We start from the raw sequence: 13,166 nt of genomic DNA, 5'->3' as shown, positions 1-13,166 counted from the left end.
ATTGCTGCTTTCCCAGCACAAGCAACTCCAGTCGGGACCGCACCTCGTCGTTCTTCCAGCTCAAACCCACCGAGACCTTCGTAGAGCGCACGGAAGACTCGCGCTTTGTGTAGACTCTCCTCGTCATCTCGACCGATGGCCTCGATATTGTGGACTTGACCATCATCCGTTTCCACCCGGACGACTCGTCCCCACTCACACTTACGCGGGACGATAGAAACACGAACCATGCCTTGAATCAGACCACTCACGCACCCCATTTGTTTCTATCTGTATTCTTACCTTTCTCAAACCCTTGTATACAAATCGTATATAGCACCTCGTTGGTATTCAAGTACTCTGCGTAATCCCCCATCACAGAACCTCTAAGTGCAATTTTCTAATTCCCATCAAGTTTGAGAAGATGGTGGAAGAACCCTTTATACAAAGACGATTTTGAAAATCGACCCATTCCTAGTATCTGACTATACCTGCCTCTGTAGAATCCTTCGAGAACCTCTATAAGCAGCAATCTCAAATCGACACCTAATCGTGGGATTTCGTCGCTAAATCGAGGTTGTTGGCGGGAGGTTTAAGTAAAAATCTCCCATCGGCCTAAACGCAGTTCGGGAGAAACGCAGGATAGAGACGGTCTGAAGTGTGATTCGAGCGGTTGAGGGTCACAGTGATGAGACACATCTCTCCTGAGCTCAAAATGACAACCATCCAATCATGATAGGAAGCAAGACGGGAGACATCGTCGCCGCAGTCCGTGAGCGAGACCGCTGCCAGTGTATGAACTGCTACCGTGAGGAGGACGAAGTGGCGGCCTTGGATACGCACCACATCGTCCCTCGCAGTCACGGAGGTTCACACAGGCTCGGTAATCTGATTACCCTCTGTCGGCAGTGCCACAATGCAGCTCACGGCCGCACGATGGCTCCCAGAGTACGGTTTTACTCGCTTGGACAAATGGATTCCGACGAATTCGGGGTGTATCGAGAGTTCTTCGATAAAATCGATGCAGCCAGGTTCGATGAGGAGGAGAAGTGCTGGTATATCCCGCTCGGAGATGCTCAGGAATTGCTTGACGAGGTTGGGGACGATACTGTGACGGATTCAGAGAAGGTACAGGCGATGAACGACGCAGCAGACTTCATGTGAGCGGCTGCCCCCTCTTCTATAACCAGTGTCAACTGGTGGTCGCCTACTACGTAGTAGTAGACGGGAGGGATGAAAATCAACAAGACCTCACTCGGTACGAGGGGTGGGGAGAAGGGTCACTCGTAGTCGTACTGGCGCTTAACTTTGACCAACTCGTCAACAAGGTCTAACTCGCGGGCAATGACCATGATGTACCTCTCATGCAGCTCCGCCTTCTCATCAACCATCTCTGCTGTCTCTCCCGCTTCTGTTGCACGACGGCGCGCTTGGTCAATGAGAATTCCCTGCTCGGAAAGTTCGTGTTCGAGATGGTCACGAGTGACCGCTTCTTCGCCCGCAGCCTGGATAGTCTCAACGTCGACCGGGTTGGTCTCCAACCAGCGTGTGATGACTGCTTCCCCGGTGGGAGTTAGCTCGGCAACGCGCTGTGGATGGCCTCCGTGCTGTGACTGGGCTGGGTCTTCCTTCTCGACAGTGATGAGACCCTCCCGTTCGAGGACGCGAAAACGGTAGTCCATCTGCCGACGGGAGTAATCGAGATGTTCTCGGTCGCGGAACGCCAGATGACCACGCTTCAAGCACGCCCGTAAGAACGGGACATGGGTATCGCTCAGCCCGTATTCTGTAGGGTTGACTTCTGACATAAAATGAGATTATTCCATCTCCCTATTGGTGTTTGGATGATGCTTGTACTGTATTTTGGACCATTCAATTTGACCGTATCACTGGGTATAGACACTTAGGACAATCTGGAAGGAACGACACCCCTATGGATAGGGCAACGTTCAACGAGGGATGTTCCCCTGTGAGCTGCGCTGGGGAGGGGTTCACTATTGGAGGGCGCGAAGGAAGAAAGAAGGTCCAGAAGGCCAACGCGAAAGAGAGGGGTTCAGGCCTTGCGGTACAACCCGTCCTTATGCTCGTAGATGTAACCCCGGTCACAGAGCTTTTTGATTGACCTCTGAGCTTTGTCTTGGGAAATACCATCATCAACCAACGACGCTATGAGAGCTTCACGGGACACAGGTTCAGACCCTTCCTCAGTGAGGATGTCCACAGTCTCCTCAGCAGTCTTCATGCGCTCTGCCTGGGACTGTGACCGCCCATTGACCCAGATTGATGCATCGATGTCCCCGTTCTCGTCCGTTGCAGTCTGGCGCATCGACGAGTCAATGAGCCATCTCGCACGCTCCAAATCCTCCTCCTCGACAGTCTCTGATAGCCGGAGGCGAGCCGAGGCAAGGGAGAGCCGTAGGAGACCTTCTGCTTGACGGGGTTTAGCCCCGAGCGGGCTATCTGGGTCATCATCCTCATTGGTGCCCCGCATCTCCACATACATGTCCTCCGCCTGGTCAACTATGTCTGTGGGGATAGATGGGTTGTACCGTCGACAGTACGCAAGGTACTTCCTCAAGAAGTCCTTAGACGGGTAGTCCTTGTCCTCGTCCTCCATATCTGCCTCAGCTACCTGACTAAAGATTGACCCGGCAATCTCCCGGTCTCTGTCATCATCCTGCCTATCTTCGAATCTGAAGATGAGGTCAAAGCGGTCCAGAATTGCCTTAGGGAACTTAAGCTGTGAGTCTAGCGGCTCATCGTCTCTCCATACGTCGTGCTTGGGGTTTGAGGTCGCCAGTACACGGGTCACTGCCGGTAGTTCTGCAGAGACGGCTTTGTCGATTTTAGCGACTTGTGACTCAAGAGCCGTATACAACTGGTTAAGCTCTGAATCAGAGGCTTTATCGAGCTCGTCAATGCACGCCAGCCCCCGGTTAGCCCGCACAAGTGTTCCGGCTCGGATAGTCCATTTATCGGTGGACGAGAACCTATCCTCGCGGTCAAGGGCAGCTAACAGTCCTACTCCAGAGATGCCCTCTCCGGTAGCCCACTCTGATTTACCTTCGATGCCCCGAGCGAACTTCATCAGCTGGGACTTACCAGTCCCTGGTTCGCCAAGGAACAGCATGTGGGAGGACCCACGCATGTCTCCATCCCGAGTCGGGATGCGACCCGATGTAGCGAGTTGCATCAAGATGGCCATTTTGGCTGCATAGTAGTCATCCCCCTCGATATTAGGAGCGACTCCAGACACGAGCGTATCGAAGACATCTGGTCGTGACCCTATATTGCGGATTTTCTCTTTCTCCTCGTCAGATATGTCGATGGACTCGTAATCCTCTTCATCATGTTCCAATCCAACTACACGAAGGAACGGTTGTGCGAACTTATCATCCCCTTCGTACGTCTTTACGATACAGTTGAGACGGACATGGTCTCCGGGGTCTACCTGCCCACATAGGTCTTTGTGGAGGATAGCGACCATCTCACTCGGATTGTCTTTATCAGATGTCTCGTGCAGGTCTTGCACGATGATTTCTCGACCGTCAACCCAAGAGCTACGCTCAGCGAGGAACTGGAAGTTACGAGGCGCTGAACATCCACACTCTTCGTGGGTACACTCATACGGATATATCAACTTCGACGATGTCCTGTACTTCTGTTCAATTTTCTGCCGAGTGCCGCAACTCATACACTTAAACACGGACAGGACTACTGTCGGTTTGATTTCGGACGAGTCGGTTACTCTCGCATCTACAGAGATGAGGGTGTTGACATCGCTCGTCCGGATGTCCTCAAGTCGTTTGTGAGTCGGAGATTCTCCAACAGGACGTACACAGACATCATTGGTCTGCAAGAGCTGCCGCAGAGCGGCGGTCCCGTTAACAAGTCCCTCAAGGGGAGACATCACTACTAAGTCGAGCAAACTGGGGTACTCTCCAGCCAACTGTTCATCGACGAGCTGTAACTCATCATACGAGATTTCAACGCTCTTCTCCCCATCCCAAGAAGATTCGATTTCCAAGACATCGAAAGCATCGAGCCATGCATTCATCATCACATCAGTTGGCTCAAGCTCGTTAGGACTCACGTCCTCATACATCGTGGATAGGTCGAACTCTTCGTCGTTCTCACCTCCGTTCTTTGCTCCACCGGATTCGTCCGAATTGGCTGTTGTACTCATGGTTATCGAAGTCGCTCAGTCTGGTCGATAGCAATGTCCAGCTCGGTAGCAGGGACATCAGCTGCCTGTTCAATTTCGTGCCGAAGCTCATCGTACCACTCGGTTGGAGTGATAGTCTCAGACGTACGAGGGTCGTCCGATGCTTCCCGAATCTCCCGGACGATGTCGTCGTTCCTGAGGGTGAGTGCATCCCCATCCGCAGCCAAGTCAGCGAGTTGCTCAACCATTCGGTCGCGGTACGACTGCTTAGGAGAGTCATCCTCAGATTCAAGAGATACCTCCTCATCACCGAGGTCAAGGAGTTCTTCGGCCCGCTGGCGCTTGTCCTCCGCTTCGGTTTCGAGTTCATCCGCACGCTTGCGGAGAGATTCTGCCTCGTCTAATGCTGAGGAAGCCTCTGATTCGAGTTCGCTGGCGAGACGCTCAGCCAACACCAGCGGGAGTTCGTCGCGGGCGAGGAGTTCCTCACGCTTCTTCCGGCGAATCCATTCAGACGGGGTCTCGCCTATCTCGTACTCGATAAGGGCTCTAACAGCCTCATCAACGACTTCGTCGTCTTTGTGCGAGAAGTTACACTGCTTCTTAGTCGCCATGAGGACCACCATCACGCGACCCTGCGGCGACACCTAACGTGTCAAAGGTCATACACCCAAGCATGATGACAGCAACTGAGTAGCGGGAGACCATATAATTACCGCCAATTCTGATGTGTAAGCAAAGCCTTTTTATAGGGAACGTTTTCAGGAGGTGGTGACTAGACAGGATAAGAGGAAATGAAATACTTGAAAGAAATGAAATACTATGTTTTCTGGAAAGGGTACTGTTATTGAAGGTTCCTCGTTGACCTCATCACTCGTCTCCGTACGGGAAACCCTCCACGGTATCGCCTGTATCGGGTAAATTCCTCGTCTTTGCAATTCCCTCCTCGTACTGGTGCTGCGATTCGGTACCTTACCAAAGTAATACCTCGACCAGATGGATTTCCTTCTCGTTCACCGTTATCTATATGGTGTCATACGTGCTAGAATAACATGGTCAATAACTGACCTACATCCAAGCACCGCCGTCCCGACCTGGGGCGGCGAGAACTTCATTCTCGTGAGTTACAGCCATCCCCTCCCCAGTCGCCCCTGCCATATTGTCGTTTTCCCGATAGGTTTTTGCGGTTGGGGTTACTGCGGGTCGTCGTACCACTTGCGACCATCAACAGTTCCCTTCCCCTCCCCCAATGCTGGGAGGGGTGAAAGTTCCAGTCAGTTCACGTGGGGCGGTTACCCCCCGGTCATCGTTCAACGGCTCGTCAAAAGGTTTTGTGTCCTTTGAGGGCGTTTCTGTACCGTTCCCGTGCTGTATTCCAGTCGTTTTGGACGTAAGACAAGGTGGTGTCGAACTTGGCGTGACCAGCCATCATTCGGAGCGCGTTCAGGTCCATCCCTTCACCTCCGTTCGCGTCGTTGGCGAGGTAGGTTATACGGCTGTGTCGTAGCCTGTGCGCAGTGTATAACCATTGCTGGACTTCGTCCCCGTCTGCGACGAGCGGTTCCTGCAGCCCCGCGTTGTGAGCAGCATCTTTGACGATGCGACTGATGGTGCCTGGTGCCATCTGGAAGTGGTCGTCCTCTCTGTCTTCTTTCTTCGTGTTGTTGGTCCCGATGAAGAGGTACCGGTCAGAGGCCTCACTGTTCAACCGCTCCCGGTGGGAGTCAACCCATCGACGTAGTAGGAGGTCGAGGTTTGGCTCCCACCAGATTTCGCGCTCAATGAGTTCGGGATGGTCTTCCTCGTTGAGTTTGGACGAGCGAATTTCGATGGTCCGGTTGTCCCAATCGAGCTTACTGAGCTTGATGCGGCTCAATTCGTCCGCGCGGCACGCTGTCTGCCAGAGAAGTCTTACAATTAGAGAATTACGTGTTCGGGTAGCGGGTCTCTTTCCGGGGACGTGTTCGACGAGCGGCTCGATTTGCTCCGGTGGGAGGGCTATGATGTCTTTACGCTCTTCTTGATGTAGGACAGAGACGTAGTCGGCTGTATTCTTGATTTTGTAGTCCTTTCGGAGGTTGATGTCGGCCGTGGGGTTCCGCTCAAGTTCCCATGGCGCAGTCACATCGTGTTTGAGTCCGTGGTAGTACTTACTGACGCTGGCGACCCGACGCGTTATTGTCGTATCCGCGGCATCCTCCACTTGGAGATATTGGATGTAGGCTCGTACGTCGTTTTCTTCCGCAGTTACCGGGTCCACCCCGTTCTCCTCGCACCAGTGAAGCCATGCTCGGACACCAGCCTTCAGGCGTGTTTCGGTCGTTTCTTTTTCCGCGTTGATGCCAACCCATGTCGAGTACTGGTCGTACAGCTCCTCGTACTCCGTCAGCTCGTACTTAGTCCCAAACTGACCCTCATCGTTCCGTGTCGTCATTTCTCCTCCTGGCTCTGCTCGTAGAGTTCTTTCTGCCCTTCGCGGTCAACCGTATCCCCTGTGGCGAAGCTCCCATCTGGGAGGTCTTCGGGGTCTCCAACATAATCGTCAACCGATAGGGTAGGGTTCCGCACGTACCATCTCCGCACGCTGCCATCGAGGACACTCTCAACCTCCGGTTCCTGCTCCAGCAGGACTGCCGCATCGTGTACGTGGTGCCTGTGTTCCCCGAGGTACTCAGCGATGTCTTCGGCCGAGCCCGATGTCTCCGGGTGGTCGACATCGTCAGCCACAGTCTCCTGAAGTATGTGTGTGAGAACCCACTCGTTCGGCACCTCGGGCAGTACATCGCGCACTCGGTTAGCCAGTGTTAGGAGTTCGTCTCTATCCAATTCCTCGTAGCCTTCGGGTTCGGTTTGTGCAAGCGTGAGTGCGTCTACCTGTTCCGCGAGGGCTGACATCTGTCCCTTGATTTCATCGAGGTCGTCGTCCACCCCGGAAAAGTCCACGTTCACCTCTTCCCCCGTGTCTTCGCCAGCAAGAACCCATTCGTCGTTGATGGTGTTATCGACTGCCTCGACGACGAGCGTAGATAGATTACCTCTGTAGTGTTCGAAGGCGTAGTTGAGCCACTCGATTTTTTTCTCTTTGCTAATCTTAACGTGGACGTGAGGGCTCACATCGTCGGGACTTATCGTCGGTCCATCTGCCATAAGCCGCGAGACGAGAAAGGGGTTAATAAGTTTAGTTGTAACTCCCGTTTGTTATACAACAGAAAGACAACAATGCGGAGATTATCTCCGCTTTGTTAAATCTTGTTCACTCCTTGCCAAACATCTGGCGCATCATCGGGTGCATCTCCATCATCTGCTCTTCGGCGATCTCCTCGTAGAGCTTGTAGGTGATGGAGACAGCCAGCAGCAGGCCGGTCCCGGTAACCGCACCGATCGTCCCGAGCATGTTCGCCCAGACGGCGAGCAGGCCGACGAGTGCACCACCGATGACGGTCACCTGCGGGATGTACCGCTCCATGACCTTCTCGATGACGCCGACGTTCTGTCGGAAGCCGGGGATCTGCATGCCGGAGTTCTGGATCTGCTGGGCGGTCGCTTCGGGGCCCATGTTGGTGGTTTCGACCCAGAAGATAGCGAAGATGGCACCGCCGATGACCATGAACGTCAGGTCGACGCCGATGCGGATCATCACCATCCAGGCTTGCTGGGCGACTTCACCGGTCCACCACATCCAGTCTTCGGGCGAGTAGATCGGTGCCGTGTAGTAGAAGAACCCACCGACGGGCTGCCCGTCGGGGCCGAAGGTTCCAAGCACGGACGGCATGTCGTCTCCCAGCTGGGAGTACATGATCTGGCCCATGAACTGGATGTTGGCCTGCAGCGCCCGAACGAGGATCATTGGCAGGACGCTCGCGTAGATGAGCTTCACTGGGAAGCGACCACGAGCACCCTTCACGCGGGCGTGGCTGAGCGGGATCTCCACTCGCACGGACTCCGCGTAGACGACGATCGCGAAGATCAGGATCGTCGTCAGTAGCGCGATGATCTGTCCGCCGTCACCCATCAGTAGGGTGTACAACCCGTCACCGGAGACCAGGGAACCGATCTCCATCTGACCCGTGAGTATCAGGTACCAGTTGTAGAAGAACCCACCTTCGGCGGGCTGGATGAACCCGGTCACGAGGCGCTGGCTCACACCGGCAACGATGAACAGCCCAATCCCGCTGCCGATTCCCCATTTACTGACGACCTCGTCCATGTAGAGGATGAGGACGCCGCCAATGAAGATCTGGGTGAACATCAGCAGCTGGATCTGGGTGTGGTCGAAGGTGAATCCGCCTAGCGTTAGCGACTGCTGAGCTGGCAGGAAGCCGCCGGCGAACACCATCGGAAGCGCAGTCAGCGCCGTCATCACGATGACGAGCAGTTTCTGCAGTCCCTGGTAGAGGACCTGATCACGCGGGTCATCCGTATCGAGACCCAGCAGGTTCGCTCCACCGAGCAACTGCAAGACGATGCTTGCCGTGACGATTGGTCCGATACCGACCTGCAGCAGGGACATGTGCTCGCCCGCGAGAATAGCACGGAACTCCCCGAAGAGGTCGTCTGCCTGCCCGGCTTCGATACCGAGCAGTGTGATGTTCGTCAGGAAGAAGTACAACATCAGGATGCCGGCCGTCCACGCTAGCTTGCGCTTGAAGGGGACGTGCCCCTCTGGACGGCGCACTGCGGGCATCCGCGTTAAGACCGGTTCAGCGGCTTCCTTCCATCCCATATGTTACTCCTCGTCCTGTTCGTCGTCGGCGTCTTCAGCGTCAGCGTCGGCTTCCGCCTCCGCTTCAGCCGCTTCCTGCGCACGCTCGGAAAGGACGGCCTCGCCGCCTGCAGCCTCAATCTTCTCGCGGGCTGCATCGGAGAAAGCATCGGCCGTCACCTCGAGTGCGTTCCGGACCTGTCCGGAGCCAAGCACCTTGACGACGTCGGCCTCGTAGCCATCCTCGACGATATCGCGTGCGTCGAGTTGGTAGCCGTCGTCAGTCTCTTCGGCTTCGTCCTCGGCGACGTAGAGGATCGCATCTTCATCTAGCTTCTGGATGTCGATCTCCGCGACGTTCTCGCGGATCCCCTGGGGTCGCTTGAAGCCGTGTTTGCCCTTCGGTTCGTAGTTGTGGAACTCGTGTTTGCTTCGCCCGGCGCGTCCGCGCCCACCACGATGACCGGCTCCACGTCGATTCTTGTGGGAGCCACCGCTGTGGGTACGCGATCCACGCTGGCGTCGTTTTTTGCTCGTCATTGTTATCGCATCGATTCTAACAGGACGTTAATTTCCTCGGTTGTATGCTTTCCGAGTTGGCCGCCCTCCGCGGTCGGCTTCTTGATCCCGTCGTGACCGCCACGCGGTGGGTGCAGTCGCAGCGTTGGCGACAGTCCCTGCTCGCGAAGGGTCGTCTCCTCGTCGAGCAGTGCCTCGGCGAGCGCACCGAACTCGTCGTAGTCGGTGTTCTCGGCGAGCCACTCCTCGTCCACGTCAGACTGGCGCCCCTCGAGTGGCTCCGCTCGCTTGGCGAGCAGCGTCTCGAGTACCTCGGCGTCAGGCTCCCCGTGGGCAACGAAGTCGTTGACCTTGTTGACCATGCCGATGTAGGCGTCGGTCTCGGGAACGAGCGCGCAGTGGTTGTTTTCGTGGATGTTGAGCATCTCCAGGGTGTCCTGGATATCCTGGTTGCGGTTTACCTCACCGCGAACCTGAACGACGGCCTTCATTGGTCAGCCACCTCGGCTTCGTCGCTGTCACTGTCAGCGGCACCACGCATCTGTGGCTGGCGCGACTGCGAGGCGTTCTCGAGTGCGTTGAACGTCGCCTTCGCGAGGTTCACCGTCGTGCGGGTGTTGCCGTGACTCTTGGTCCAGGCGTTTTCGATGCCGGCGAGATCGAGGACGGCGTGAACCGTATCACTCGCGGCGAGTCCGAGCCCCTCAGGGGCTGGAATAACCTCGACCTCGACGGAGCCGGCCTTGCCGGTCGTCTGGCGGGTCAGCGAGTGTGGACGGTCCGAACGGTCCTCCCACGAACCGGAGCCACGCGGGACCTTGATGATGTTCAGCTTTGCGATACCGATTGCCTTCTGGATGGCAGACCCGACCTGGTCGTCTCGGCCTTCCGCGTAGCCGACGTAGCCATCGCGGTTGCCGACGGCGACGACACAGCGGAACTTCACGCGTCGTCCGGAGTCGGTCATGCGCTGGACCATGTTGATGTCCAGCACTTCGTCGTCCAGTCCGGGGAGGAGCTGGTCAACGAGTTCGGGCTCCTTGAGTGGGAGTCCAGAGTTGAGGGCGGCCTCCATCGTGTCGATTTCGCCCTCCTGAACCATCCGACCGAGACGGGTAACGGGTTCCCATCCGCTGTCGTTGTAGTTGCTCATTCGAGAATCGCCTCTCGTACCTCGTCGAAGTGTTCTGGCAGTTCTGTTGCGTCGAAGTCACCGCTGTACAGCGGCTCATCGAGCTGTTCTGCGTACTCGGCGATGTGTTCGCCGCGGGTACGCGACCAGTCTGCGAGCACGCTATCGTTGTGCGGGATCTCGAGACCGGCGTCGATCGCACCTTCCTGCACTGCGAACACCTTGTTACCGGGCGTTGCCGTGTTGAGGCCGATGTCGAGGACTGCCTCCTCGAGACCTTCCTCGACGGCACGCTGGCCGGCCAGCAGGCCGGTCAGGTACGCCGCGGAAATGTTACTCGTGGGTGCGTCCCAGCCGTACTCCTCGAGATCACTCGAGTGTGCGCTTGCGAGCGTCTCGTCCCCCTGAGGTCCGGGAACGATCAGCTGCGCCGTAGTGTGCTTGTTGCTCTTGCGGGCAACGAGGCGGGGCTTACCCGATTTCAGCAGGCGCAACCTCTGGTGGTAGTCCGTCCGGACCTCACGGCGACGCCGCATCGGCACTTTGTATCGTGGTCCTGTCGCCATTATTGGTCACCGTAGTTGTCGTCGATGTAGTTCAACAGGTACCGGACGCTACGGAACTCCCCACCGCCAGCCTTCTTGTAGAGCTCGCGGTACTGCGTGGGCGTCAGTTCGCCCTTGTCGCGGAGTTCGCGCAGCTTCCGTCGCTGTGCGCGGATCTTGTTCTGCCAGTCGTCTTTCTCGTTCTGGCGTGCGCCCTTCTTGCCGCGGCGCTTGCCGGGCCCCTTCTTGTGGCCGTAGGCACGCTTTGCGTTACGCTCGCGTGCACGACCGCGGGAGTTGCCCTTGGCGTCTTTTGCCTGAATGCGACCGTCCTGGACGAGTTCGCGGATCTCGTCGCGGGTGATCGCTTCGGCGATGTCAGCCTGAGACTCAGGGTCGAACCAGACACGATTCTTACCGACGTCTAAGACGTCGGCTGCGAGTCGTTTCTGTGCGGACAGATCAGTCATCGGATTCCACCTCGACCTCTTCGTACGTTGGGTTCAGGACGCGAACGCCCTGGTCTTCGGCGACTTCCTCGATGCGCTCGCGCTTTCGTGCGCCAACGGAGGAGGAGATACGGGCTGCTTCCGTATCGCCGTCGACTCCTTCGAGGTCGTCGACGTTCTCGACGTAGACTTCCTCGAAGCCGCTCGGGTGCTTGCCCCGAACGGGTTCTGGGGTGCGGTAGCCGGCCTGGACTTTCGGGCCCTTGCCCTTGACGCCCTTGCGCTGCTTCGAGAGCTGACCGCGTGGGCGACGCCAGGATTCCGGCGTGCGCTTTTTCTTGTGGTAGTCCTGTCGGTTGAACTGCGGCTTGCCTTCGCTCTTGCGGCGCTGAAGGAGCCGTGCTTCCTCCTCGGAGAGCTCCGGCGTCTTCTCGGTCAGGCCGCGGGCCTGCAGTTCGGTTTCGACGTCGTCGTCGACTTCCTCATCAGCTTCGTCGACGCCTTCGTCTTCGATCTCGGCCTCGGTCTCCTCGGAGACCTCGAGATCGCCGACGTCAGCCTTGATACGCGCTGCGAGCGCGTTGCCGACGCCGTCGGCTTCTGCCAGTTCGTCCTGGTCGGCTTCCTTGACGTCCTCGATGGACTCGAAGCCGGCCTCACGAAGGGCATCTGCCTTGCTGGCACCGACGCCGCTGATGTCCTCAAGTTCCTGTGGACTGTCGTCTTCGTCTGCCATCTATCAGGCACCTCCGGTTTCGGTGGCGGGTTTCTCGGTGATGTAGACCCCGTCCTGGAAGACGCGGGTGTCCTTGCCCTTGACTTTCGTCAATTGCTCGATGTCTGCCGCCGTCTGGCCGACGTCCTCCTTGTTCGGACCGGAGAGGACGAGGCGTTCGTCGTCGACGGAGACGTTGGTGTCACCGTGGATAGTCGTACGTCGCGCTGCCTTTTCGCCGAGGAAGTTCTCGATGACGACCTCGTCGCCTTCGGCGCGGACCTGCATCGGGAAGTGAGAGTAGAAGACTTCCATCTTGTACTCCCAGCCGGTGGTCACGCCGTGGAAGGCGTTCTGAATGTGGCTCTCGAAAGTGCCGACGGTCGCGTTCGTCTTCGCGTCCTCGGCGTCGCTTTCGATGACCACGGTGTCGTCCTCCACGTCGACGGTCACGTCGGGGTACCAGAGGCGGCGGGTGACGCTGCCTTCTGGTCCGTCGACGGTCACGTCGAGGTGGTCGATCTCGACGGTTACGTTGTCGGGGATGTCCAGTTCAACTCGCATGGTTAGTAGACGTATGCGATCACCTGGCCACCAATCCCCTTCTCACGAGCCTCGTAGTGGCTCATGATGCCGTCACTCGTCGTGACGACCAGCGCGCCGAAGTCTCGAGCCGGGAGGAATCGCTTCTCCCACTTCTCGAAGTCTTCAGCACCGGCGCTGTAGCGGGGCTTGACGGGGCCACACTCGTTGATCGCTCCTTTCAATTCGACCTCGAACTGACCGGCTTTGCCGTCGTCGACGTACTCGAAGCCGTCGATGTACCCGCGGTCGTAGAAGACCTCGAGTACGCTGCCGATCTCGTTCGAGGCGGGTGTTACCTCGTGGGTGAGATGCCCCACGCTCTCGGCGTTGTCGAGTCCCGAGAGCGCGTTGCTGAGTGGATCGTTCCCAGTCATA

At 57.1% G+C, this 13,166-nt stretch carries 15 protein-coding genes and 1 pseudogene; 2 read left to right on the top strand and 14 right to left on the bottom strand.

All coding sequences use genetic code 11. The features are described 5' to 3' along the window. Nucleotides 1–711 precede the first annotated feature (711 nt). A pseudogene (locus tag NMAG_RS22690) lies at nt 712–897 on the top strand (HNH endonuclease); the annotation flags it as partial. A gap of 54 nt (nt 898–951) precedes the next feature. After that, on the top strand, nt 952–1,143 hold the full coding sequence (locus NMAG_RS22345; protein WP_237076851.1) for a hypothetical protein: 192 nt from the start codon (nt 952–954) through the stop codon (nt 1,141–1,143). Between the two features lie 116 nt (nt 1,144–1,259). Here the strand turns inward: NMAG_RS22345 and NMAG_RS01145 are convergent, their stop codons facing one another. From NMAG_RS01145 to NMAG_RS01080, 14 genes are all read right to left on the bottom strand, one after another. Then, nucleotides 1,260–1,787, bottom strand: a complete 528-nt coding sequence (locus tag NMAG_RS01145; RefSeq protein ID WP_004213696.1) for a hypothetical protein — start codon at nt 1,785–1,787, stop codon at nt 1,260–1,262. A gap of 245 nt (nt 1,788–2,032) precedes the next feature. Continuing rightward, nucleotides 2,033–4,165, bottom strand: a complete 2,133-nt coding sequence (locus NMAG_RS01140) for an AAA family ATPase (RefSeq protein WP_004213695.1) — start codon at nt 4,163–4,165, stop codon at nt 2,033–2,035. A gap of 2 nt (nt 4,166–4,167) precedes the next feature. Continuing rightward, nucleotides 4,168–4,758 carry a hypothetical protein gene (locus tag NMAG_RS01135; RefSeq protein ID WP_237076799.1) on the bottom strand — a complete coding sequence of 197 codons (591 nt, stop codon included), beginning with the start codon at nt 4,756–4,758 and terminating at the stop codon, nt 4,168–4,170. Nucleotides 4,759–5,465: 707 nt separating this feature from the next. Beyond that, nucleotides 5,466–6,578, bottom strand: coding sequence for a tyrosine-type recombinase/integrase (locus tag NMAG_RS01130; RefSeq protein WP_004213693.1), 1,113 nt, complete (start codon nt 6,576–6,578; stop codon nt 5,466–5,468). After that, complete coding sequence (locus NMAG_RS01125; protein WP_004213692.1) at nt 6,575–7,291, bottom strand: hypothetical protein; 717 nt, start codon at nt 7,289–7,291, stop codon at nt 6,575–6,577. The genes NMAG_RS01130 and NMAG_RS01125 overlap by 4 nt, the downstream gene beginning before the upstream one ends. Before the next feature lie 106 nt (nt 7,292–7,397). Further along, nucleotides 7,398–8,867 carry a preprotein translocase subunit SecY gene (secY, locus tag NMAG_RS01120; RefSeq protein ID WP_004213691.1) on the bottom strand — a complete coding sequence of 490 codons (1,470 nt, stop codon included), beginning with the start codon at nt 8,865–8,867 and terminating at the stop codon, nt 7,398–7,400. 3 nt (nt 8,868–8,870) lie between these two features. Continuing rightward, the gene (locus NMAG_RS01115) at nt 8,871–9,386 is read right to left on the bottom strand and encodes an uL15m family ribosomal protein (RefSeq protein WP_004213690.1); all 516 of its coding nucleotides are present in this window, start codon (nt 9,384–9,386) and stop codon (nt 8,871–8,873) included. 2 nt (nt 9,387–9,388) lie between these two features. Continuing rightward, nucleotides 9,389–9,856: a 50S ribosomal protein L30 gene (locus tag NMAG_RS01110; RefSeq protein WP_004213689.1), complete on the bottom strand. Its 468-nt coding sequence runs from the start codon at nt 9,854–9,856 to the stop codon at nt 9,389–9,391. Then, nucleotides 9,853–10,518: a 30S ribosomal protein S5 gene (locus tag NMAG_RS01105; RefSeq protein WP_004213688.1), complete on the bottom strand. Its 666-nt coding sequence runs from the start codon at nt 10,516–10,518 to the stop codon at nt 9,853–9,855. The genes NMAG_RS01110 and NMAG_RS01105 overlap by 4 nt, the downstream gene beginning before the upstream one ends. Next, the gene (locus NMAG_RS01100; protein ID WP_004213687.1) at nt 10,515–11,063 is read right to left on the bottom strand and encodes a 50S ribosomal protein L18; all 549 of its coding nucleotides are present in this window, start codon (nt 11,061–11,063) and stop codon (nt 10,515–10,517) included. Before NMAG_RS01100 ends, NMAG_RS01105 begins: the two co-directional genes overlap by 4 nt. Then, a complete protein-coding gene (locus NMAG_RS01095) occupies nt 11,063–11,512 on the bottom strand; it encodes a 50S ribosomal protein L19e (protein ID WP_004213686.1) in 450 nt (149 codons plus the stop codon). The genes NMAG_RS01100 and NMAG_RS01095 overlap by 1 nt, the downstream gene beginning before the upstream one ends. Next, nucleotides 11,505–12,227 (bottom strand): 50S ribosomal protein L32e, encoded by a 723-nt coding sequence (locus NMAG_RS01090; RefSeq protein WP_004213685.1) that lies wholly within the window; start codon nt 12,225–12,227, stop codon nt 11,505–11,507. The genes NMAG_RS01095 and NMAG_RS01090 overlap by 8 nt, the downstream gene beginning before the upstream one ends. Before the next feature lie 3 nt (nt 12,228–12,230). Further along, complete coding sequence (locus tag NMAG_RS01085; protein WP_004213684.1) at nt 12,231–12,770, bottom strand: 50S ribosomal protein L6; 540 nt, start codon at nt 12,768–12,770, stop codon at nt 12,231–12,233. 2 nt (nt 12,771–12,772) lie between these two features. Then, nucleotides 12,773–13,165: a 30S ribosomal protein S8 gene (locus NMAG_RS01080; protein WP_004213683.1), complete on the bottom strand. Its 393-nt coding sequence runs from the start codon at nt 13,163–13,165 to the stop codon at nt 12,773–12,775. Nucleotide 13,166 lies beyond the last annotated feature (1 nt).

The sequence above is a fragment of the Natrialba magadii ATCC 43099 genome (genome assembly GCF_000025625.1).
In the GTDB taxonomy this organism is placed as follows: Archaea; Halobacteriota; Halobacteria; order Halobacteriales; family Natrialbaceae; genus Natrialba; species Natrialba magadii.
The sequence above is the reverse complement of the archived record's forward strand: the minus strand, read 5'-3'. Positions and strand labels throughout refer to the sequence as shown.

Excerpts from the sequence above, each read along its gene's own strand:
- NMAG_RS22345 (WP_237076851.1), top strand. The coding sequence starts at position 952 with ATGGATTCCGACGAATTCGGGGTGTATCGAGAGTTCTTCGATAAAATC.
- NMAG_RS01145 (WP_004213696.1), bottom strand. The coding sequence starts at position 1,787 with ATGTCAGAAGTCAACCCTACAGAATACGGGCTGAGCGATACCCATGTC.
- NMAG_RS01140 (WP_004213695.1), bottom strand. The coding sequence starts at position 4,165 with ATGAGTACAACAGCCAATTCGGACGAATCCGGTGGAGCAAAGAACGGA.
- NMAG_RS01135 (WP_237076799.1), bottom strand. The coding sequence starts at position 4,758 with ATGGCGACTAAGAAGCAGTGTAACTTCTCGCACAAAGACGACGAAGTC.
- NMAG_RS01130 (WP_004213693.1), bottom strand. The coding sequence starts at position 6,578 with ATGACGACACGGAACGATGAGGGTCAGTTTGGGACTAAGTACGAGCTG.
- NMAG_RS01125 (WP_004213692.1), bottom strand. The coding sequence starts at position 7,291 with ATGGCAGATGGACCGACGATAAGTCCCGACGATGTGAGCCCTCACGTC.
- secY (WP_004213691.1), bottom strand. The coding sequence starts at position 8,867 with ATGGGATGGAAGGAAGCCGCTGAACCGGTCTTAACGCGGATGCCCGCA.
- NMAG_RS01115 (WP_004213690.1), bottom strand. The coding sequence starts at position 9,386 with ATGACGAGCAAAAAACGACGCCAGCGTGGATCGCGTACCCACAGCGGT.
- NMAG_RS01110 (WP_004213689.1), bottom strand. The coding sequence starts at position 9,856 with ATGAAGGCCGTCGTTCAGGTTCGCGGTGAGGTAAACCGCAACCAGGAT.
- NMAG_RS01105 (WP_004213688.1), bottom strand. The coding sequence starts at position 10,518 with ATGAGCAACTACAACGACAGCGGATGGGAACCCGTTACCCGTCTCGGT.
- NMAG_RS01100 (WP_004213687.1), bottom strand. The coding sequence starts at position 11,063 with ATGGCGACAGGACCACGATACAAAGTGCCGATGCGGCGTCGCCGTGAG.
- NMAG_RS01095 (WP_004213686.1), bottom strand. The coding sequence starts at position 11,512 with ATGACTGATCTGTCCGCACAGAAACGACTCGCAGCCGACGTCTTAGAC.
- NMAG_RS01090 (WP_004213685.1), bottom strand. The coding sequence starts at position 12,227 with ATGGCAGACGAAGACGACAGTCCACAGGAACTTGAGGACATCAGCGGC.
- NMAG_RS01085 (WP_004213684.1), bottom strand. The coding sequence starts at position 12,770 with ATGCGAGTTGAACTGGACATCCCCGACAACGTAACCGTCGAGATCGAC.
- NMAG_RS01080 (WP_004213683.1), bottom strand. The coding sequence starts at position 13,165 with ATGACTGGGAACGATCCACTCAGCAACGCGCTCTCGGGACTCGACAAC.